The following is a 20,279-nucleotide window of genomic DNA, read 5'->3' as shown; positions in this document are numbered from 1 at the left end:
AAGAGAGGAAGAGACAATGCAGGAAATTGATTTTTATCTGGTGGATGCCTTCAGCGACAAAACCTTTGGCGGCAACGCCGCGGCGGTATGTCCTCTGGAGGAGTGGCTGCCGGACGAGACGCTGCTCAAGATGGCGCAGCAGCATAACCAGTCCGAGACCGCCTTTTTCGTGCGCACCGACGGCGGGTTTGAGCTGCGCTGGTTTACCACGCGGGATGAAATTAACCTGTGCGGTCACGCTACGCTTGCCGCATCGCACGTTATTTTCGAATACCTTGACTATCCGCACACCGAAATCACCTTCACCACCCGCTTCGTGGGCGAGCTGACGGTTAAGCGCAGCGGCGACTGGCTGACGCTGAACTTCCCCGCGTGGTCAACGGAGGTTGTGGATAATCCCCCCGAGGTGCTGTTTAGCGCCCTGGGTATCACCGCGGCCAAAGAGGTGCGCGTCGGACGCGATTACATGGTGGTGCTGGAGAGCCAGCAGCAGGTGGAAGCGTTAACGCCGGATATTAGCGCCGTGCTTCCGCTGGATAAAATGGTCTGCGTGACCGCGCCGGGAGAGAAATATGACTTCGTCAGCCGCTTCTTCTGCCCGGGCGAAGGGGTGCCGGAAGATCCGGTTACCGGATCCGCCCACAGCATGCTGATCCCTTACTGGAGCGAAAAGCTGGAAAAAACGTCACTCAGCGCCCGCCAGGTGTCCTACCGTGGCGGGGATCTGCGCTGCGAGCTGAAGGGCGACCGCGTGCTGATTGGCGGCCAGGCGACCCTGTACCTGAAGGGAAGCGTCTTTTTACGCTAGCCGTTCGTTTAGCAGCGCGATAAAGGCTTCCAGCTGGCGGGTCATCGCCCCGCGTCGCCACACCAGCCAGGTTGTAAGCCAGCGCCAGTTTTCTGCCAGCGGCCAGGCTTCAACCTGATGGTGTCCCGGCATACTCTCCAGCATCGAGCGCGGCATCAGCGCGATGCCCGCGCCCGCAATGACGCAGGCGAGCATGCCGTGATAGGACTCCATTTCATGAATGCGGCCGGGCGTGGCTCTGTCCGCATGAAACCAGCTTTCAAGGTGTCGGCGATACGAGCAGTTCGCGCGAAAGGCGTAAACATCGCTGCCGCTGACCTGTGCGGCGCGTGAGATTTCCGCCTGTCCGGCTGGCGTGACCAGCATCATCTCTTCTCTGTAGACCGGCATCCCCTCCAGCTCAGGGTGCGACAGCGGCCCGTCGACGAAGGCGGCGCTTAAGGTTCCCTCCAGTACGCCATCAATCATCGTCCCGGATGGCCCGGTAGAAAGGGCAAACTGGATGCGCGGATAGCGCTGGTTAAACTGCGCCAGCGTTTCGGGAATGCGCACGGCGGCGGTACTTTCCAGCGCGCCGAGGGCGAATAACCCCTGCGGCTCGTCACCCGCGACGACCATCCGCGCTTCATCCACCAGCGCCAGGATCTGCCTGCTGTAGCGCAGGAAGTTATGCCCGGCGGGCGATAAACGCAAACGCTGGTTCTCACGGATAAACAGCTCCACGCCAAGATCGGCTTCCAGCTGGCGGATGCGGGTCGTCAGGTTTGAGGGGACGCGGTGCACCTTCTGCGCCGCCTGGGTGATGCTGCCCGTCAGCGCGACGGCATTAAACATTTCAAGCTGGGTTAAGTCCATAGCATTCTCGTTTCGTGAATAAGGTGGTCAGTATTATTCATTTTTAAGAAATAGCAGAGTGGGCCACAATGAATCAACCCAAATGCGTGGAGAACATCATGAAATATTCATCTGCTACACATGCCCTCTCTGTTAACCCGGCTACGGGTGAAACGATCGCTGCGTATCCGTGGGCGACGCCGGAAGAGGTAGAGCGCGCGATTTCTCAGTCTGACTCAGGGTATCGCCAGTGGCGCCGCGAAAGCGTGTCCCACCGCGCGCAGAAGCTCCGCGATCTCGGCGCCGCGCTGCGAAACCGCGCGGAAGAGATGGCGCAGACGATCTCCCGTGAAATGGGAAAACCCATCCTGCAGGCGCGGGCCGAAGTGGCAAAATCCGCCGGTCTGTGCGACTGGTACGCCGAGCACGGCCCGGCGATGCTGCGTGCGGAGCCTACGCTGGTGGAAAACCAGAACGCGGTCATTGAATATCGTCCGCTGGGGCCGATCCTCGCGGTGATGCCGTGGAACTTCCCGCTCTGGCAGGTACTGCGCGGCGCGGTGCCGATTCTGCTGGCAGGGAACAGCTATCTGCTCAAACATGCGCCCAACGTGCTCGGCTCTGCTGAGCTTATCGGGCAGATCTTCGCGGATGCCGGCTTCCCGGAGGGCGTGTTCGGCTGGGTGAACGCCACCAATGATGGCGTCAGCCAGGCGATTAACGATCGTCGTATTGCGGCAGTGACGGTTACCGGCAGCGTCCGTGCCGGTGCGGCGATTGGCGCCCAGGCAGGGGCCGCGCTGAAAAAATGCGTTCTGGAGCTGGGCGGATCCGATCCGTTTATCGTGCTCAACGATGCCGACCTGGATCTCGCCGTGAAGGCCGCGGTGGCGGGTCGCTACCAGAATACCGGGCAGGTGTGCGCGGCGGCGAAACGTTTTATCGTCGAGGAGGGTATCGCCGGGACCTTTACCCAGCGCTTTGTCGAGGCGGTTGCTGCGCTGAAGCTGGGCGCTCCTGACCAGGAGGAAAACTACCTGGGGCCGATGGCGCGTTTTGACCTGCGCGATGAACTGCATCAGCAGGTGCAGGCCACCCTGGCGGAAGGGGCAACGCTGCTGCTGGGCGGAGAGAAAATCAGCGGCGACGGCAATTATTACGCGCCAACCGTGCTGGCCAACGTCACCCCGTCAATGACGGCGTTCCGCCAGGAGCTGTTTGGTCCGGTCGCGGCCATTACCGTCGCGAAAGACGCGGCGCACGCCCTGACGCTTGCCAACGACAGCGACTTTGGCCTCTCCGCCACCGTCTTTACCGCTGACGCTGCGCTTGCGGATACCTTCTCTCGCGAGCTGGAGTGCGGCGGGGTGTTTATCAATGGCTATAGCGCCAGCGATGCGCGCGTGGCCTTTGGGGGCGTGAAGAAAAGCGGCTTTGGCCGCGAGCTTTCCCACTTCGGCTTGCACGAGTTCTGCAACGCGCAGACGGTGTGGAAGGATCGCGTGTAATCCCGTCATGTCGGCCCTCATCGCGAGGGCCGCTGTCATTAATCTGCAATGGTTCTGTCATTTTCATTTCGTAGACTCGCACGCGTCTAACGCATTGTTAATGAAGCTAATTATGAACCTAACGCAAATTTTTCGCCGTATTGCGCAGCGTCTTACCCCTCGTCACTTTGGCCTGTTGACGGGCATCTTTTGTATTATTGGCCTTTTCTCCGCGCTGCAGCTCTCCTCATCCTTCCTGCTTAACGCCTCCCTGAACGAAGCCCAGCGCAACGAGCAGCAGAACCTGCTGGCCTGGCAGCAGCAGAGCAAGCTCGATCTGGCCCGCGTCTCCCTGCTGGCGGCAAGCGATCTGCTTAACCGCTCCGGCGTCTGGTTTATGCAGGATAAAGAGACCGGATCCGACGGAAGCTGGCATAGCCTGATGGATGATGCGCAGAAGGCGCTGACGGTTTCACAGCAGGCGTGGAAGGCCTGGCTGGCGCTGAATCCGCCGAAAGACGACGCCCTGGTGAACAGCTATCAGCTTTTCTACGGCGCGATCGAAGAGCAGGTCGAAGGGCTTCTCAAAACCAACACGATTGACGCCTTTTTTGCCGTGCCGTCTCAGGCCTTTCAGTCCGATTTTAACGACAACTATGCGCGCTATCAGCGGGCAAGCGAGAAGCAGGCCATGCAGGGGCGTCAGAGCTTAATGGCGCAGCTCTCCGGCCTGCAAACGTTATTCCTGCTTGCGCCGGTGCTGCTCCTCGCCATCGCGGTTGCCGTCTGGTTCGGCATGTCCAGATGGGTGATTACGCCGCTGCGTCGCCTGATTGCGCATATTAACCGCCTGGCGGCAGGGGATCTCTCCGGCACGCCGCCGAACGTCATGCGCTTCAACCGGGAGATAGGGCAGCTTGGCGACAGTATTGCGACGATGCAGCACGGTCTCCAGCAGCTGGTAACGCAGGTCAGCCATGCCACTGCCACCATGGTGGAGAATATTGGATCCCTGGCGGAGGGTAACCAGAAGCTGTATCAGCAGTCGGCACGCCAGGCGAAAGAGCTGGAGGACGTGACGGCGCATATCGCGGCGCTGGAAAGCCATGTGGAAGGGAATACCGGCTATGCCAGGCTCGCCAGCTCGCGGGCCGATGAAGCACGACAGGCCGCGGTAGGCGGAGACCAGATGATGTCTACCGTTAACGAATCCATGCAGGCGATCGTCGACCGATCGTCCGAGATGCGTGGGATCGTGGCGATGATCGACAGCGTGGCGTTTCAGACCAACATCCTGGCGCTGAATGCCGCCATTGAGGCTGCCCATGCCGGAAACCAGGGGCGCGGGTTTGCCGTCGTCGCCCGGGAAGTAGGGCTTTTGGCCAGAAAGAGCAGCCACTCAACGCAGACCATTCAGGAACTGATTAACCGCTCCCTGCAGGGCATTGAGGACGGCTCCCGCGCCGTTAACCGGATGGAAGAGAATCTGCAGCAGGTCACCGGTCTGGTGGGAAATTTAAGCAGTTTACTGAATGAGATCTCAACCGCCACGCTCAGTCAGGGGGACAGCATTCACCAGATGACGCGCCAGCTTCAGGCGCTGAATCAGGTTTCCCGTCAGACTGATCTGCTGGTCGCTGGCGCGTCGGACGCGTCCGAACGCCTGCAAAAGCAATCCGATCTTTTGTTGCAGGCCGTTTCGCGTTTTCGTCTTAGCGCCTGACGCAATACATTAGCCTCTGTTATACTCGCAGCCCGTTTTAGCCTGAGGGCAAGGAGCAAAGTGTGGCTGCGGTCATCCATAATGAAATGTTGGACGAGATTCTGGCGCAGGTTCGTCCGTTAATTGGAAAGGGGAAGGTTGCCGACTATATTCCGGCCCTTGCCTCGGTGAGCGGGAATAAGCTGGGAATTGCTATCTGTACCATCGACGGACAGCGGTTCCAGGCAGGTGACGCCACTGAACGTTTTTCCATTCAGTCCATTTCGAAAGTGCTGAGCCTGGTGGCGGCGATGCGCCAGTATGAAGAGGAAGAGATCTGGCAGCGCGTGGGTAAAGATCCGTCCGGCCAGCCTTTTAACTCGCTGCTTCAGCTCGAAATTGAACAGGGTAAACCGCGAAACCCCTTTATTAACGCCGGGGCGCTGGTGGTGTGCGATATGCTGCAAAGCCGCCTCAGCGCGCCGCGCCAGCGCATGCTTGAGATCGTTCGTCAGCTCTCGGGCGTGGACGATATAGCCTACGACCCGGTTGTTGCCCGCTCGGAGTTTGAACACTCCGCCCGTAACGCGGCCATTGCGTGGCTGATGAAATCCTTCGGCAATTTCCATAACGACGTGGCGACGGTGCTGCAAAACTACTTCCACTACTGCGCGCTGAAAATGAGCTGCGTTGAGCTGGCCCAGACGTTCCTGTTCCTGGCACATCAGGGGCACGCGCCGCATCTCGATCAGGAAGTCGTTTCGCCGCTTCAGGCGCGCCAGGTTAACGCCCTGATGGCGACCAGCGGGATGTATCAAAACGCCGGCGAGTTTGCCTGGCGGGTTGGGCTTCCGGCTAAGTCCGGCGTTGGCGGCGGGGTGGTGGCGATCGTGCCGCATGAAATGGCGATAGCCGTCTGGAGCCCGGAGCTGGATGAAACGGGAAATTCACTTGCCGGCGTGGCGGTTCTGGAAAAACTGACCCAGCGTCTGGGACGTTCGGTATACTGATGTCCGAACTGGATCCTCTCTTTTTCCGCCTGGCGCGATCGACATTTCGCTCGCGCTTTCGCTTAGGCGAGAAGGAACGACAGTACTGCTGGGACAAAGGCCCCGACACCATTGACCAGCATGCCGCGGATTTTGTTGAAAAGCGGCTTGCGCCTGCGCACCCCGCAAACGACGGTAAGCAAACGCCGATGCGGGGACACCCGGTGTTTATCGCCCAGCATGCCACCGCCACCTGCTGTCGGGGCTGTCTGGCAAAATGGCACAACATTCCGCAGGGCGTCACGCTCACCGCGCAGCAACAGCAGTATATCGTCGGCGTCATCCACCACTGGCTAGTGCTGCAGATGAACGCCTACATTTGACGAGTTATGCTTCCGTTGTATTTGTGTTATAGATGCATCCTAAGTGAGCCCCGATCATGCTGACGACCGCAATATTGCCATAAGCCATCATATGGAATGATATTTGATGCGATCTGCTCTTACCGCTTTCAGGCCGTTCCAGCCCGACACGCCGCTGCGTAATGCCGCGACGATCTTTATTCTCACCACCGTATTTTATTTTGTGGGCGCAGAATTACGTCTCGTGGAGGCATTGTCGCTGTTCTGGCCACTGAATGGCGTAATGGCAGGGATCTTTGCCCGCTATGTTTACCTGAATCGCCTGCATTACTACGCGGTATCCTGCGTCGCCATGCTGCTGTACGACGCGGTGACGACGAGCTGGGGTATCGCCTCCGTGGTGATCAACCTGTCTAATATGGTCTTTATCGTCGTCGTGGCCGTACTGGTTCAGCGTGACAGGCGGCTGATGAAGAAAACCCCCGATCCGCTTAATGCATTACGCCTGTTTAACTACTGCCTGATTGCCGCGCTGCTGTGCGCCTTGCTCGGCGCGCTGGGCTCGGTCGGGATTGACAGTCATACCTTCTGGCCGCTGTTTGCCGACTGGTTTAGCGAACAGTTCTCAACCGGCGTGCTGGTAGTGCCCTGTATGCTCACGTTGCGTATGCCCGGGGACGCGCTCAGGTTACGTCTGGAGAAACTGCTGCCGGTGATTGCGCTGATCGTCTCGGTGGCCGCGTCGGTGGCGATCGGCGGCGCGGGCAGCCTCTGTTTTCCGCTACCGGCGCTTATCTGGTGTGCGGTTCGCTACTCATTGCCCGCGACCTGTCTGCTGACGTTTATTACCGGCGCGACTGAAATCATTCTTGTCGCCAACGCGATTATTAATATTGCCGTGGCGACGCCGTTTACGACGCCAATGATGTTTTCAGTCCGGCTGGGCATTGCCACGATGGCGATATGTCCGGTGATGGTCTCCGTCAGCATGGCCGCCATTAATTCTCTCATCCGCCAGGTTTCACTGAGGGCGGATTATGATTTTCTCACGCACGTCTATTCGCGTTCCGGGCTCTATGAGGCGTTAAAACAGGAAGAGACGTACCGACACTGCCGTTTTCTGACCGTCATGCTGCTGGATATTGATTACTTTAAAAGCATTAACGATAACTACGGCCACGAGTGCGGCGACCGCGTGCTGGCGTCGTTTGCCCGACAGGTTCAGGAGGTTGTTGGCGAAGACGGTATGGTCGCGCGGATGGGCGGAGAAGAGTTTGCGGTGGTGGTGAACTCTGGCGATGCGCAGCACGGTTACGAACTGGCTGAGCGTATCCGCGCGACCGTTGCCAGCCATCCCTTTACCTGGCGGCAGCAAACGCTCTCTCTGACGGTCAGTATTGGCCTCGGAAGTGGCAAGGCCGAGCCGTGGCAGTTGACCGAGATCTTTAACAAGCTCATGGCCGAGGCGGACGATCAGCTCTATCGTTCCAAAAAAGCGGGTCGAAATCGTACCAGCGCCCGGGTATCGGACGAGCCAATTGGCGCCCCCTCCGGGAGTGAAACTTCGCTGCGTTAAGTGTCATAAGGCATTGACGTGAATCATAAGCGGCTTAACAGGATGTTCGGACACTGACAATGTCTCTGTTTAAGCTACGCTTTTAGTAAGGCTTTACGTCAGGAGACATTATGAAAGCACCTGCAACCCCTGAAAATGAAACAGAAAGACTCAACTCGCTGCGCGAATCAGGTCTGCTTGAGATCGACAGTTCCCCGGCGTTTGACCGCTTAACGCGCCTGGCAAAACGCTTCTTCAAGGTACCGCTGGCGATGGTCAATCTCATTGATGAGCATTCGCTCATCGTTAAGTCGGCTGATGGTCAGTCACCCGGTTCCGTTCCGCGTAATATCTCATTTTGTGGACATACGATCCTTACCGCAGCGCCGCTGGTGGTGGGGGATATGCTTCAGGACGATCGTTTTGCGGATAACCCGCTGGTGGCCGGTGAGCCTCGGGTGCGTTTTTACGCGGGATTCCCGCTGCGCCTGCGCGACGGCGCAAGCGTAGGCTCGCTCTGCCTGATTGACTACTCGCCCAGGGAATTTTCCGCGGCGGATCTCGCCGTTCTGGGCGATCTGGGCGCGCTGGCTGAAGATGAGTTTGCCGCCATCAGCGCGGCGACGACGGATGAATTAACCGGCTTATTCAACCGCCGCGGCTTTAACCAACTCGTGCGGTTCACGCTTTCGGTTGCCCGACGCCGGGCTGAGCCGCTCACGCTCGGCTGGCTGGATTTGGATCGCTTTAAGGAGATCAACGATCGCTACGGGCATGAAGAGGGGGATAAGGCGCTGAAGGCCATGGCGCAGCTGATGCGCACCTCTTTCCGTGAAGCGGATCTGCTGGTGCGTTTTGGCGGGGATGAGTTCGCCGTCCTGTTTGCGGACACGGATGAGAAGGGCGCCTGGATTGCCATGCAGTATCTCGCCGAGCAGGTCGAAAACTATAATGCACGCAAGCTGCACCCCTGGTCGCTGTTGTTCTCGTGGGGATTAAGCGAGTTTGATCATAACGGCAACGACCTGCAGCAGTGGTTAAAAGACGCGGATGAAAAAATGTACGCCATGAAGCAGCAGCGCCACCGCGCCCGGTGACATAACGAAAGCCTATGTCCGATCCGCTTGCGTTAATAAGTTGTTAAATACAAAGTGAGTGTGTTCAACGTAAGGAAAAACAATGAATACCTCACTGCAAATCAAAACCCTCACCGGGGAAGCAATCCTCGCCCATCTTGATGCGCTGGCCGGGATCCTCGAAAACTGCGTAAACGGCGGCGCGTCCGTCAGCTTTATGCTCCCTTATACCCTGGAAAAGGCCCGCATTTTCTGGCGCGGCATCGCGGAAAGCGTAGCGCGAGGTGAACGCCTCGTGTTTGCCTGCGTTGATGCGCAGGATGGCGTCATCGGAACGGTGCAGCTCATTACGGACCAGCCGGAAAACCAGCCGCACAGAGCCGATGTGGCCAAGCTGTTGGTTCACGAGAACGCGCGCCGAAAAGGGGCCGCGATGGCACTGATGGAAGCGCTGGAAGCTGAGGCCAGGGCCAGAAATATTTCCGTTCTGGTGCTCGATACCGCCACCGGCAGCGGCGCCGAGACCTTCTACCAGCGTGCCGGCTGGCAAAAGGTGGGGGAGATCCCTCGCTATGCCCTGATGCCGGACGGTGTCATGACCGCCACGTCCGTGTTTTATAAGTTCTTATAATTATTTTGCACAACCGTGCGGCGGATTGATCGAAACAGGGTTTCTGGTCGTTAAGTTTTGATAAGTTATCGTACCAATCTTATCAGGCTGTATGACTAATCATAAAAGGAACCCCCTTGTGAACACGCTCAACCGTCATGATTTTCCCGGTGCTCAGTACCCCGAACGCATCATTCAGTTTGGTGAAGGCAATTTCCTGCGTGCCTTCATCGACTGGCAAATCGACCTGCTAAATGAACATACCGACCTGAACGCTGGCGTGGTTGTTGTCCGTCCGATTAAGAGCGACTTCCCGCCGTCGCTGAGTACGCAGGACGGGTTGTACACGACGATTATTCGTGGCCTGAACGAGCAGGGCGAGACGGTGAGTGACGCCCGCCTTATTCGCTCCGTTAACCGGGAAATCAGCGTTTATGACGACTATGACGTATTTCTGGCGCTGGCCCACAATCCGGAAATGCGCTTTGTTTTCTCCAACACCACCGAAGCGGGCATCAGCTATCATGCGGATGACAAATTCGACGATGCGCCAGCGGTGAGCTACCCGGCGAAGCTGACGCGGCTGCTGTATGAGCGCTTTAGCTACTTCAACGGTGCGGCTGACAAAGGCTGGATCATCATTCCGTGCGAACTGATTGACTATAACGGTGACGCCCTGCGCGAGCTGGTCTTACGCTATGCGCAGGAGTGGGCGTTACCCGCCGCTTTCATCGAGTGGCTTAATCAGGCCAACACGTTCTGCTCAACCCTGGTCGACCGTATTGTGACCGGCTTCCCGCGCGACGAAGCGGCCGCGCTGGAGGCTGAGCTGGGTTATCGCGACGGGTTCCTGGACACGGCTGAACATTTCTATCTGTTCGTTATCCAGGGGCCTGCATCCCTTTCTCAGGAACTTCGTCTCGATCGGTATCCGTTAAACGTGCTGATTGTCGACGACATCAAGCCCTACAAAGCGCGTAAAGTCGCCATCCTGAACGGTGCGCACACCGCGCTGGTGCCGGTGGCTTTCCAGGCGGGTCTGGATACGGTGGGCGAGGCGATGAACGATGCGGAGATCTGCGCGTTTGTCGAAAAAGCGATTTATCAGGAAATCATTCCGGTGCTCGATCTGCCGCGCGACGAGCTGGAATCTTTTGCCCGTGCGGTAACAGGGCGTTTTCGTAATCCCTACATCCGTCACCAGCTGCTTTCTATTGCGCTCAACGGCATGACTAAATACCGTACCCGCATTCTGCCGCAGCTGCTGGCAGGGCAGAAGGCAAGCGGACAACTCCCTGCGCGTCTGACGTTTGCCTTAGCGGCGCTCATCGCGTTTTATCGCGCGGAGCGTAACGGGGAAAACTATCCGGTGCAGGATGATGCATTCTGGCTGGAACGTTATCAGCAGCTTTGGGCGCAGCACCGGGATCGGCAGTTAAGTACCCGTGACCTGGTGCAGGCTGTACTGAGCGTGAGCGAGCACTGGGAACAGGATCTGACGCAGGTCTCCGGTCTTGTCGATCAGGTCACGCTGGACCTCGATGCCATTCTGCTGAAGGGGATGCGCGCTGCGGTGAAACCGCTTTGCTAATGACGTCACCCGGCTTCGGCCGGGTTTAAACACCCTTCATTTTAGTTACAACATACTATTTGCCGTGTTTGAAAAAAAAGATGCAGCACCGTGCGGTCATTGCCTTGCAGGTGAGAAAATTCAATGTTTCGTTAACATGCTTGCAACCGTGAGGGGGATCACGTTTAATAGCCGAGCGCTTTCATTTCCTGAAACTCACTATGATTGTTCGTCCTAAACAGCACTGGCTCCAACTGATTTTTGTCTGGCACGGTTCGGTACTTCCTAAAATCTATACCCGACTGTTGCTCAACTTCCTGCTTTCTATCGCCGTAATCCTGATGCTGCCCTGGTATACCTCGCTGGGCATCAAATTTACCGTGGCGCCATTCAGCATTCTCGGCGTGGCGATCGCCATCTTTTTGGGCTTCAGGAACAACGCCTGCTATGCACGCTACGTTGAGGCTCGCCTGCTATGGGGGCAGTTGATGATAGCGGCACGCTCGCTGTTTCGCGAGGTAAAAAATACCCTGCCTGACGATAAGCATCTGGGCGAATTCGTCCGCCTGCAGATTGCTTTTGCCAACTGCCTGCGCATGACCCTGCGCCGGGAGCTGAACGCTGAGCAACTTTCTCGCTATCTTGCTGCGGATGATTTACGTAAAGTCATGGACGCTAACTCACCGGCGAACCGTATCTTGCTGATCATGGGGGAGTGGCTGGCCGTACGGCGGCGTAATGGGCAGCTATCCGACATCCTGTTTCACAGCCTGAACAACCGTCTGAACGATATGTCGATCGTCCTTTCCGGATGCGAACGCATTGCGACAACGCCGGTGCCGTTTGCCTATACGCTGATTTTGCACCGCACGGTGTATCTGTTCTGCATCATGCTGCCGTTCGCGCTGGTTGTGGATCTGCACTACATGACGCCGTTTGTCTCCGCGTTAATCTCCTATACCTTTATCTCCCTGGACACGCTGGCGGAAGAGCTGGAGGACCCGTTTGGGACGGAGAATAACGATTTACCGCTGGATGCCATCTGCAACATGATGGAACGCGATCTGCTGCAGATGAACGATGAAGAGAACATTCCGGAACGACTGATGCCGGATAAGCACTATCAGCTGACCTGACGGGCGTTCCACTCGTCGCGGGTGATCTCCCACAGTTCTGAATCCAGGATGCCGCTGACGTACGCTTTCTTCTCCGTCCTGATAAGCCGCATGCCGCTGCTGTCCGAAATACGACGCGAGCGGCCGTTTGCGGCAGCCTTCGGGGCACGTAATACGGGTTTTTTTAGCGTGTTGAACCAGTAATCCGTTGCGGCAATGCTGGCTTCACGCATATATCCTTTGCCCTGAAACTCAGGGGCCAGCCAGAAACCACGGTTGTTATCCTCGACGTCGTACAGGCAAATAATGCCCATCAGTTCATCCGGCACCTCGCGGCGGCGGATACTCCAGAACCAGGCAATCCCTTTTGCCATATCCGGCAGCGCCACGTTGTTGACATAGTTTTCCGCGCCGTTATCCGGGTAGGGCCAGGGCACGGAAGAGACCATATAACGCACAATCTCCCAGCGTGGATACAGCTTCTGTATCTGGATGGCATCTTCCGCAACCAGCGGTTTTAGCAGCAGGCGTTCTGTCGTCAACGTCGGAATTGTCATGCGCGAATCTCCATATTTAGGCGTTATGCTTTTATTTGCGTTCTGGTATTTTCATTTCTACCACATTCTATTTAGTTGCGTTGTAACGTATTTACTACAAAAATTTTGCTCTGCAGGGTACTCAATTGTCAGATTAGTTAGGTTAACTTACCCACCCACATAAGGAATAATGTATGGTTTTGCCTGGAATGAATCCTGAGACAAATCTACCCGGTTATGATTATGCGCGAATGACAGGTTTAGGGGCGGCAGATTTCGATTTCAAAGCACTGGGTTCCGCCATGGACTGTAATCGCGAATTTGCTCAGGCCGGTATCATTTATTCTGATGGTACTCAACGCTACCTGGTTCGCTCTGGGCAGCGTCATCCTAATGGTCAAAGTGGCATTGTAACCCACGTAATTGTCACGAAAGCGAACTCGCAGCCATCCACCTCCAGCGTAGGTAAATCATTGACTGACGCTGTGACATCGACATCCATGGGTACTGAGCTAGCGTCGACTGTACTATCCTGTGGGGCGATGATCATTACTGGAGGTGTAATGCTTGCAGGCACGGCTGCAACACCTCTTACCGCCGGAGGCAGTGGTGTTTTAGTGGCTATCGGCTACGCTGGTACTCTCGCTACCGGATTACAATGTGTTAACGGTCTTTATCGTATTTATGATCTGGTTGAAAACGGTGGAGGAAATGTTGCATGGCTCGATACGCAAGAATGGTACGTCGCCACCTCCACATCACTGGATGTAATTTCGTTAGCAAGTGCAGGAGGGGCATTAAAAGAAGCCGTTACCACCTGGCGTGCAATGAAATCCATATCTTCCTTGAAAGCTACAGAATGGTTAAAAAATTATCCTCGTCAGGATCGAGCTCGTTTGACCGAATTGATAATTCGCGCGCAAAACCCAGGTATAAGCAACAAAGAAATCAAGGCTCTTATCCGCGCGGGTCTTTATCCGAAACGCTTTCCAACCGGGCCGGTTCAGGTAGAACTCACTCGACAACTTGGGCAAGTGGTAACAAGTGCCGCAGCATTGGCAGGAAGTGCGGTGAGCGGCGTTATTGCAGCGCCCAGTAATTTACCACGGACCGGTAAATACATTATCGGTACCATTCAGTCACTGGCGGTATTCTGATGAAGTTTTTGAGTTTGTTAACCGGACGGGTTTTCCAGGATCTCCTGCATCATGGTAAAGATATAGAGGAGGCTATTGCTCGTCGTGATACTCGCCTTCTGGATAATTCCACTCCCGAGTTGGAACGGTACTTTTCGCGCCCCCTCAGTGAGCTTCCGCGTCAAAATCCTTACCCGGTAGCTATGCTGTTACCTCTGTTTTTAGTGGCGTTTGCGCTAAACCTTTTGCCTTTTCTCAGTACGTTGCAGGGTTTGTCACCTTTACATCATGCATTGAGCTTTTTCTTACCATCATTGACGATGACAGGTGCGCTCATTATGACAAGCGTACTGCTGGCTCGCGGGAAGACGTCGGGATTGTCGGGTTTTATGGCGTTGTTCATCATCCTGCTGATAACGACCCTCGTTCAGGTTCTACATATCCTGTTTTCTCATGATGGAAGCCTCTGGCCACTCGTCATTGCATCTTTCGCGCTGTTACTTTGTCGGGTGGTGATGAACAGCAGCGGCTTTGTGCTGTTTACGCTCTATTGTCGTACTCAGCGTCTTGCCAGATCGGCACGGGAAATGCGGCTAAAAAGCCGTTAAAGGGGGAGGTTATGACATTTGTGACGCTGCGCGAAAACTATCATCACTCGCGTATGGCCGGGGCTGATTTACGCTGTTTTGAAATGGCGATTACTCTGTAATGTGAGGAACACATGGCTGTTACGGTACGACCTCTATGCAAAGACGACTATTCCCAATGGCGACCGCTGTGGGACGGCTACACCCAATTTTATGACTGCTTTCTGGAGGAATCCGACACCGCATCAACGTGGGAAAGGGCGCTCTCAGCGCAATCGTCGATGTTCTGCCGTGTGGTAGAGAAGGACGAAAAGGTCATCGGTTTCGCCATGTGCGTACTGCACGAAGGCACCTGGTCAACGGCGCCCATCTGCTACCTTGAAGATCTGTTTGTCGATGCCGACGAACGGGGAACGGGGGCCGGGAGGGCGCTCATCGATGCCCTGATAGAGGAAGGCAAGCGGGAAGGGTGGTCAAAACTGTACTGGGTCACCCGGGAGAACAACCCGGCACGCAAACTGTATGATAAATATTGTGAAGCCGACGATTACGTCCGCTATCGCCTCTCCCTTTGAGGCAAATCCGCCTGTGTTTGTATCACACTGTATCAGCGTTCCACATACATACACAGGCTTGCAATAAACCCGCTTTCGCACATATTCGCTATACACTGCAGTGTTGTTATATCCCCGTGAATTGTACTCAACCGGAGATACCAGCATGTTTAGCAAACTCGCTTACTCAACCCTCGCACTGACCGTTTCGCTTGGCACCGTGATGTCCTGTCAGGCCGAAGTCACCGGCACCCGCTTCGCCGCGGCCTTCGATCATCCTCAGCAAATTAACGCCGGCGATCTGAATGTCGGTTATGTCGACATCGGCCCGAAAAATGGCCAGCCGGTTATTTTGCTGCACGGCTGGCCCTACGATATTCACAGCTATGCTGACGTCGCGCCCGCACTGGCGGCAAAAGGCTACCGGGTGATTGTGCCTTCTCTGCGCGGCTACGGCACCACGCGCTTCCTGTCAGCAAAAACGCCGCGCAACGGCCAGCCTTCCGCCATGGCAAAAGATGTGGTGAACCTGATGGATGCCCTCAATATCAGGCAGGCGGTATTTGCAGGATATGACTGGGGAGCCCGCACGGCGGATATCGTTGCGGCGTTATGGCCAGAGCGCGTGAAGTCGCTCGTCTCGGTCAGCGGCTACCTCATCAGCAGCCAGCAGATTGGCAAACAGCCTTTGCCGCCCAAATCCGAGCAGCAGTGGTGGTATCAGTTCTACTTCGCCACCGAGCGCGGTGCGCAAGGCTATGCCAAAAACACGCATGACTTTGCGCGCTTAATCTGGTCGCAGGCCTCGCCTGACTGGAAATTCAGCGATGCGGTCTTTAACGCCAGCGCTAAATCCCTCGATAATCCGGATCACGTCGCGGTGACGCTCAGTAACTATCGCTGGCGCTTAGGGCTGGAGAAAGGCGAGCGCAAATACGACAGCTACGAGAAAAAACTCGCCACCCTGCCGAACATCACCGTACCGACGATCACCATCGAAGGCGGAAACAACGGCGCGCCGCATCCGGCACCGCAGGCCTACGCGGGTAAATTTACCGGTAAGTATGAACACCGCACCTTTGGGGCGACCGTAGGACACAATCCGCCTCAGGAAGATCCGCAGGATTTCGTCAAGGCCGTCATTGACGCTGACAAACTCTGAAATGTGCTATTTTCAATACGTTACCCTTCGGTCTGGAGATTTCGGTGGAACATATTGATCATATCCTTGTCGTCGATGACGACAGGGATATCCGTGAACTGATTGTCGATTATCTTGGCAAGTCTGGTTATCGCGCGACGGGGGCGGCCAACGGCAAAGAGATGCGCGTCGTGCTGGATAAACAGCATATCGACCTGGTGGTGCTGGACGTTATGATGCCCGGCGATGACGGCCTTACGCTATGCCGGCAGCTGCGCAGCGGCAAACACAAAGATCTGCCTGTTCTTATGCTCACCGCGCGCAATGAGGAGACGGACAGGATCCTGGGCCTGGAGATGGGGGCGGATGACTACGTGGTGAAGCCGTTTGTCGCCCGCGAGCTGCTGGCGCGCATCAAAGCGATTTTGAGACGTTTTCGCACGATGCCGCCCAATCTACAGGTGACAGAAGCAGGGCGGCTGGTGTCGTTCGGTGAATGGCAACTTGATACCGTCGCCCGGCACTTAATCGATCCGGAAGGGATGATTGTCGCGCTCAGCGGGGCGGAATATCGCCTGCTGCGCGTTTTCCTCGATCATCCTCAGCGGGTGCTGACCCGCGATCAGCTGCTCAACCTGACGCAAGGACGGGACGCCGAGCTGTTTGAACGCTCTATCGACCTGCTGGTTAGCCGGGTTCGCCAGCGCCTGAATGAAGATGCCCGCACGCCCGCCTACATCAAAACCGTGCGCAGCGAAGGCTACGTGTTTACCATGCCGGTGATCATCAAAGAGGCCAACGAATGACGTTCTGGCCGCGTTCTCTGCTGGCCCGTTTGCTGATTGTGGTGCTTTCCGGCCTGCTGCTGGCTAATGCCCTGAGCCTGACGCTGGTCATGATTGAACGCATGCACAGCGCCCGCACGGTGATGCTCGGTAATCTGGAAAACGACGTCGCAACCAGCGTCGCCATTTTAGACCGACTACCGGCCAGCGAACGCGCCGCCTGGCTGTCGCGACTGGAACGGGGTAACTATCGCTATATTCTGGGTACGGGGGAGCCTGGCCCAGCGCCGACGGATACGCGTTCGCAGGATGCTATCCGAACCCTAAAAGCGACGCTTGCGGCAGAGTATCCGCTCAGCTTCACCGCCGTTCCCGGCGCCGTTTCCCACATCCAGGCGCACCTTACGCTACGCGATGGCTCGCCGCTGACCATTGACCTGATCCCGCGCATGCCGCCGGTCGCCAGCTGGCTGCCCGTGGTGCTCATCCTGCAGCTGCTGCTGCTCGCGGCCTGCGCCTGGTTTGCCGTGCGGCAGGTCGTGGGGCCGTTTTCGCAATTTACCCGCGCGGTAGACTCCCTCGACCCGGGGGCCAATACGCCAATGGCAGAGAAAGGGCCACTCGAGGTGAGGCGGGCAGCCCATGCGTTCAACGCCATGCAGGCACGCATTCAGTCTTACCTTAAGGAGCGGGCGCAGATCCTGGCCTCCATTTCTCACGACCTCCAGACGCCGATTACCCGCATGAAGCTGCGGGTAGAAATGGCCGAACAGCCTGAACTGCGCGACAAGCTCATGAATGACCTTGATAACATGTCGCGCCTGGTGCGGGAGGGTATTGCGTATGCCCGGTCATCAGAATCGCTGGAAGAGACGCCCCTGAAGCTGGAGCTGAACGCATGGGTCAACAGCATCGCCAGCGACTATCAGGACATCGGTAAAAACGTGCAGTTTCAGGCAGGCGAAGTCCGCTTGCCGATCGTTACGCGCCCGCAGGCGCTTCGCCGGGTGATGACCAACCTGCTGGATAACGCCCTGAAGTTCGGTGAGTATGCCGTCATTACTATTGATGCTTCATCTGCCGCACAGGTGATTATTCACATTACGGACGGCGGACCGGGGATCCCCGAGGCCGAGCTTGAGGCGGTATTGCAGCCGTTTTACCGGGTTGAAACATCGCGCAACCGCGATACCGGCGGCACCGGCCTCGGGCTGGCGATTGCCGCGCAGCTCACCGCGCAGCTGGACGGCAAGCTCAACCTGGTGAACCGGGCCGGAGGCGGGCTCGACGTCGCCATTACGCTGCCGCGCCGTTAGCGAATTGTACGGCTTTGTATCTTCCGGCCCGGATGATACAGAGCCAGACAAAATCCGCGCTTTTACACATATCCTGAACACATCCGCACGATGAAATAGTCTCACTGCAGCGTCGCAGGACTTCTGTCATGAGGTTTCTATGTTTCTGTTAATCGCTTTTCTGGGCGGGATGATAAGCCTGCTCAGTCCATGTACGCTCCCGGTTATCCCGCTTCTGTTCGCCGGTTTTCAGGGGCAAAAACGGCATATTCTGGCCCTGCTTGCGGGGATGATCGTGATGTTTACCCTGGTGGCGATGGTCGTCACCGTCGCCAGCGCATGGATCGCCGAGGCAACCCTCGTCGGACGCTGGCTCGCCCTCATCATCCTCGCCGTGGCCGCGCTGGCCTTAATGTTTCCGTCATTCGCCCAACGCATTGCAGGCCCGGCCGTCAGTGCGGGAAATGTCCTCAACACCCGAAGCGGCAAAACGCGCGGTATGGCCTCGGCTTTTCTGGCCGGGCTTGCGGTCGGGCTGCTCTGGTCTCCCTGCGCCGGGCCCATTCTGGGGGCGATATTCAGCATCAATATTGCAGGGCATTCCGCCATTGCGACGGGCGCGCTGCTCGCCGCCTACGGCAGCGGATGCGCGCTGATGCTGGGCCTGCTCGTTTCAGGAGGCCGCAGGCTGATGGCGCCGTTAAGAGCTAAATCGGCGCTGATGGAAAAGCTGCGGCAGGGGGCGGGCGTGGTGATGCTGGCAGCTGTAGTGCTCAACGCCACAGGGATGACGTCGCTCCTCAGAGGGGCAAACGGCATCGCGGATCGTCTGGAGACCGGGCTTCTGACGCTGGTGAAACCAACGAACGCGCCGGTGAAGCTTCAGCCGGTCGTGGTGACAGAGCCCAGCAGCCAGTTGCCCTCATTGAGCGGAGGAACCGGGTGGATAAACGGTGACCCTGTCACGTCTGAATCCCTGCGAGGGAAGGTGGTGCTGATTGATTTCTGGACCTGGGACTGCATCAACTGCCAGCATACGCTCCCGCATGTGCGAGACTGGGCCACGAAGTACCAGCCGCAGGGGCTGGTCGTGATTGGCGTTCACACGCCGGAATATCCCTGGGAAAAACCGCTCGCCTCGGTGAAAAACGCGGTCAATAAATGGCAGCTGCCGTATCGGGTGGTGACGGATAATAACTACCAAATCTGGAATGCATTCGGCAACCAGTACTGGCCAGCGCATTACTATTTCGATGCCAAAGGCCAGCTGCGCTATACCGCTTTTGGCGAAGGTGATTATGAGCAGCAGGAAAAGGTTATCCAGCAGCTGCTCAAAGAGGCCCGTTCCTGACCCCGCTCAGGGCTGACGCTGAGCCACAATAAACAGCCGCGGGAAAGGTAGCAGTATCTGCCCGTTTTCCTGGAGCGGATACTGCTCTTCCAGCAGTTCATGGTAGCGTTTCAGGAAACGTTTCTGCTCGCTCTCATTCAGTTCCTGAAGCCACGGGCGCAAGCCGGTGGCGCTGACCCAGTCAATAATGGCCTGGTGGGAGCGCATTTTATGGAAATACGTTGTCCGCCAGATATCCACCTCACAGCCGGCCTCCGACAAAATGTCGTAATAGGCGTGCACGCCCGGCAGAGGTTCCCGGCCGCGATCGGGGTAGTCTTGTTCCAGCGCCACTTCACGCATCGCTACGTGAGTCGGTTCAAGCCAGTTATCAGGCATCTGAATCGCTAATACGCCATTCAGCGCCAGCAGAGAAACAAGATGCGGCAGGAGATCGTAATGGTCTGGTATCCACTGTAGCGAGGCGTTGGCGTAAATCAGGCTCAGCGGCTTGCCGGGCTTGTACTGGCGGATATCGGCCTCAACAAAATGGCAGTCAGGTAACGCGGTGCGTGCTTCATCAAGCATTGCAGGGGAGTTATCAACTCCGGTGATCTGTGCCGACGGCCAGCGGTGCTTCAACAACGCGGTGCTGTTTCCTGGCCCGCAGCCCAGATCGACGATGGTCGAGGCCTCATCCAGAGGAACTCTGGCGAGCAGCTCAGCGGCAGGACGCGTTCTTTCCGCGCCGTATTGCAGGTAAAGAGAAGGGTTCCAGTCGGCCATCATCGGTTCTCCGTGTTGCAT

20 protein-coding genes are annotated in these 20,279 nt (G+C 56.9%); 17 read left to right on the top strand and 3 right to left on the bottom strand.

Annotated elements, in window-relative coordinates; translation table 11 throughout:
• The first annotated feature begins 16 nt into the window (after positions 1–16).
• A complete protein-coding gene (locus ACJBF3_RS03280) occupies positions 17–808 on the top strand; it encodes a PhzF family phenazine biosynthesis protein (RefSeq protein WP_045326225.1) in 792 nt (263 codons plus the stop codon).
• Here ACJBF3_RS03280 and ACJBF3_RS03275 read toward each other — a convergent pair.
• The gene (locus ACJBF3_RS03275) at positions 800–1,663 is read right to left on the bottom strand and encodes a putrescine utilization regulator PtrR (protein WP_045326227.1); all 864 of its coding nucleotides are present in this window, start codon (positions 1,661–1,663) and stop codon (positions 800–802) included. The two genes, ACJBF3_RS03280 and ACJBF3_RS03275, sit on opposite strands and share 9 nt — an antisense overlap.
• Positions 1,664–1,761: 98 nt before the next feature.
• Here ACJBF3_RS03275 and sad point away from each other — a divergent pair, with 98 nt between their 5' ends.
• From sad to ACJBF3_RS03230, 9 genes are all read left to right on the top strand, one after another.
• A complete protein-coding gene (sad, locus tag ACJBF3_RS03270) occupies positions 1,762–3,150 on the top strand; it encodes a succinate-semialdehyde dehydrogenase (RefSeq protein ID WP_045326230.1) in 1,389 nt (462 codons plus the stop codon).
• Between the two features lie 112 nt (positions 3,151–3,262).
• Positions 3,263–4,852, top strand: a complete 1,590-nt coding sequence (locus tag ACJBF3_RS03265) for a methyl-accepting chemotaxis protein (RefSeq protein ID WP_045326233.1) — start codon at positions 3,263–3,265, stop codon at positions 4,850–4,852.
• Between the two features lie 62 nt (positions 4,853–4,914).
• A complete protein-coding gene (gene glsB, locus ACJBF3_RS03260) occupies positions 4,915–5,841 on the top strand; it encodes a glutaminase B (RefSeq protein WP_032640159.1) in 927 nt (308 codons plus the stop codon).
• A complete protein-coding gene (locus ACJBF3_RS03255) occupies positions 5,841–6,203 on the top strand; it encodes a DUF4186 domain-containing protein (protein ID WP_406544716.1) in 363 nt (120 codons plus the stop codon). Before glsB ends, ACJBF3_RS03255 begins: the two co-directional genes overlap by 1 nt.
• A gap of 106 nt (positions 6,204–6,309) precedes the next feature.
• Positions 6,310–7,758: a GGDEF domain-containing protein gene (locus ACJBF3_RS03250; protein ID WP_045326237.1), complete on the top strand. Its 1,449-nt coding sequence runs from the start codon at positions 6,310–6,312 to the stop codon at positions 7,756–7,758.
• 110 nt (positions 7,759–7,868) lie between these two features.
• Entirely contained in the window at positions 7,869–8,834 is a 966-nt protein-coding gene (locus tag ACJBF3_RS03245) for a sensor domain-containing diguanylate cyclase (RefSeq protein WP_045326239.1), read from the top strand.
• A gap of 82 nt (positions 8,835–8,916) precedes the next feature.
• A complete protein-coding gene (locus ACJBF3_RS03240; RefSeq protein ID WP_045326241.1) occupies positions 8,917–9,444 on the top strand; it encodes a GNAT family N-acetyltransferase in 528 nt (175 codons plus the stop codon).
• Positions 9,445–9,562: 118 nt separating this feature from the next.
• Entirely contained in the window at positions 9,563–11,014 is a 1,452-nt protein-coding gene (locus ACJBF3_RS03235) for a tagaturonate reductase (RefSeq protein ID WP_045326243.1), read from the top strand.
• 200 nt (positions 11,015–11,214) lie between these two features.
• Positions 11,215–12,129 carry a bestrophin family protein gene (locus tag ACJBF3_RS03230; RefSeq protein ID WP_045326244.1) on the top strand — a complete coding sequence of 305 codons (915 nt, stop codon included), beginning with the start codon at positions 11,215–11,217 and terminating at the stop codon, positions 12,127–12,129.
• On the opposite strand, the gene ACJBF3_RS03225 is transcribed toward ACJBF3_RS03230, so the two are convergent.
• Positions 12,117–12,665, bottom strand: coding sequence for a GNAT family N-acetyltransferase (locus ACJBF3_RS03225; RefSeq protein WP_406544714.1), 549 nt, complete (start codon positions 12,663–12,665; stop codon positions 12,117–12,119). The genes ACJBF3_RS03230 and ACJBF3_RS03225 overlap by 13 nt on opposite strands.
• Positions 12,666–12,838: 173 nt before the next feature.
• Here ACJBF3_RS03225 and ACJBF3_RS03220 point away from each other — a divergent pair, with 173 nt between their 5' ends.
• The 7 genes from ACJBF3_RS03220 to ACJBF3_RS03190 all read left to right on the top strand — a co-directional run bounded on the left by ACJBF3_RS03220 (position 12,839) and on the right by ACJBF3_RS03190 (position 19,493).
• Complete coding sequence (locus ACJBF3_RS03220; protein WP_045326249.1) at positions 12,839–13,801, top strand: hypothetical protein; 963 nt, start codon at positions 12,839–12,841, stop codon at positions 13,799–13,801.
• Entirely contained in the window at positions 13,801–14,388 is a 588-nt protein-coding gene (locus tag ACJBF3_RS03215; RefSeq protein ID WP_045326252.1) for a hypothetical protein, read from the top strand. Before ACJBF3_RS03220 ends, ACJBF3_RS03215 begins: the two co-directional genes overlap by 1 nt.
• Positions 14,389–14,501: 113 nt before the next feature.
• The gene (locus ACJBF3_RS03210) at positions 14,502–14,942 is read left to right on the top strand and encodes a GNAT family N-acetyltransferase (RefSeq protein ID WP_045326253.1); all 441 of its coding nucleotides are present in this window, start codon (positions 14,502–14,504) and stop codon (positions 14,940–14,942) included.
• Positions 14,943–15,087: 145 nt separating this feature from the next.
• Positions 15,088–16,083, top strand: a complete 996-nt coding sequence (locus tag ACJBF3_RS03205; RefSeq protein WP_045326256.1) for an alpha/beta fold hydrolase — start codon at positions 15,088–15,090, stop codon at positions 16,081–16,083.
• A 44-nt stretch (positions 16,084–16,127) separates the two neighbouring features.
• Positions 16,128–16,868, top strand: a complete 741-nt coding sequence (locus tag ACJBF3_RS03200; protein WP_045326258.1) for a response regulator — start codon at positions 16,128–16,130, stop codon at positions 16,866–16,868.
• Positions 16,865–18,163 (top strand): HAMP domain-containing sensor histidine kinase, encoded by a 1,299-nt coding sequence (locus tag ACJBF3_RS03195; RefSeq protein WP_045326261.1) that lies wholly within the window; start codon positions 16,865–16,867, stop codon positions 18,161–18,163. Before ACJBF3_RS03200 ends, ACJBF3_RS03195 begins: the two co-directional genes overlap by 4 nt.
• Positions 18,164–18,302: 139 nt before the next feature.
• Positions 18,303–19,493: a cytochrome c biogenesis protein/redoxin gene (locus ACJBF3_RS03190; RefSeq protein ID WP_045326264.1), complete on the top strand. Its 1,191-nt coding sequence runs from the start codon at positions 18,303–18,305 to the stop codon at positions 19,491–19,493.
• A 6-nt stretch (positions 19,494–19,499) separates the two neighbouring features.
• On the opposite strand, the gene tam is transcribed toward ACJBF3_RS03190, so the two are convergent.
• Positions 19,500–20,258, bottom strand: coding sequence for a trans-aconitate 2-methyltransferase (gene tam / locus ACJBF3_RS03185; protein WP_045326611.1), 759 nt, complete (start codon positions 20,256–20,258; stop codon positions 19,500–19,502).
• Positions 20,259–20,279 lie beyond the last annotated feature (21 nt).

It is taken from the genome of Enterobacter sp. PP-008-ECC_S150, assembly GCF_045257065.1.
Classification (GTDB): domain Bacteria; phylum Pseudomonadota; class Gammaproteobacteria; order Enterobacterales; family Enterobacteriaceae; genus Enterobacter; species Enterobacter chengduensis.
Note: the sequence above shows the minus strand (reverse complement) of the source record. Positions and strands in the feature narration are given on the sequence as shown.

Coding starts and splice junctions, on each gene's coding strand:
- ACJBF3_RS03255 (WP_406544716.1), top strand. CDS start 5,841: ATGTCCGAACTGGATCCTCTCTTTTTCCGCCTGGCGCGATCGACATTT.
- ACJBF3_RS03250 (WP_045326237.1), top strand. CDS start 6,310: ATGCGATCTGCTCTTACCGCTTTCAGGCCGTTCCAGCCCGACACGCCG.
- ACJBF3_RS03230 (WP_045326244.1), top strand. CDS start 11,215: ATGATTGTTCGTCCTAAACAGCACTGGCTCCAACTGATTTTTGTCTGG.
- ACJBF3_RS03265 (WP_045326233.1), top strand. CDS start 3,263: ATGAACCTAACGCAAATTTTTCGCCGTATTGCGCAGCGTCTTACCCCT.
- ACJBF3_RS03280 (WP_045326225.1), top strand. CDS start 17: ATGCAGGAAATTGATTTTTATCTGGTGGATGCCTTCAGCGACAAAACC.
- ACJBF3_RS03220 (WP_045326249.1), top strand. CDS start 12,839: ATGGTTTTGCCTGGAATGAATCCTGAGACAAATCTACCCGGTTATGAT.
- sad (WP_045326230.1), top strand. CDS start 1,762: ATGAAATATTCATCTGCTACACATGCCCTCTCTGTTAACCCGGCTACG.
- ACJBF3_RS03240 (WP_045326241.1), top strand. CDS start 8,917: ATGAATACCTCACTGCAAATCAAAACCCTCACCGGGGAAGCAATCCTC.
- ACJBF3_RS03210 (WP_045326253.1), top strand. CDS start 14,502: ATGGCTGTTACGGTACGACCTCTATGCAAAGACGACTATTCCCAATGG.
- ACJBF3_RS03190 (WP_045326264.1), top strand. CDS start 18,303: ATGTTTCTGTTAATCGCTTTTCTGGGCGGGATGATAAGCCTGCTCAGT.
- ACJBF3_RS03205 (WP_045326256.1), top strand. CDS start 15,088: ATGTTTAGCAAACTCGCTTACTCAACCCTCGCACTGACCGTTTCGCTT.
- ACJBF3_RS03195 (WP_045326261.1), top strand. CDS start 16,865: ATGACGTTCTGGCCGCGTTCTCTGCTGGCCCGTTTGCTGATTGTGGTG.
- ACJBF3_RS03225 (WP_406544714.1), bottom strand. CDS start 12,665: ATGACAATTCCGACGTTGACGACAGAACGCCTGCTGCTAAAACCGCTG.
- tam (WP_045326611.1), bottom strand. CDS start 20,258: ATGGCCGACTGGAACCCTTCTCTTTACCTGCAATACGGCGCGGAAAGA.
- ACJBF3_RS03275 (WP_045326227.1), bottom strand. CDS start 1,663: ATGGACTTAACCCAGCTTGAAATGTTTAATGCCGTCGCGCTGACGGGC.
- ACJBF3_RS03245 (WP_045326239.1), top strand. CDS start 7,869: ATGAAAGCACCTGCAACCCCTGAAAATGAAACAGAAAGACTCAACTCG.
- ACJBF3_RS03215 (WP_045326252.1), top strand. CDS start 13,801: ATGAAGTTTTTGAGTTTGTTAACCGGACGGGTTTTCCAGGATCTCCTG.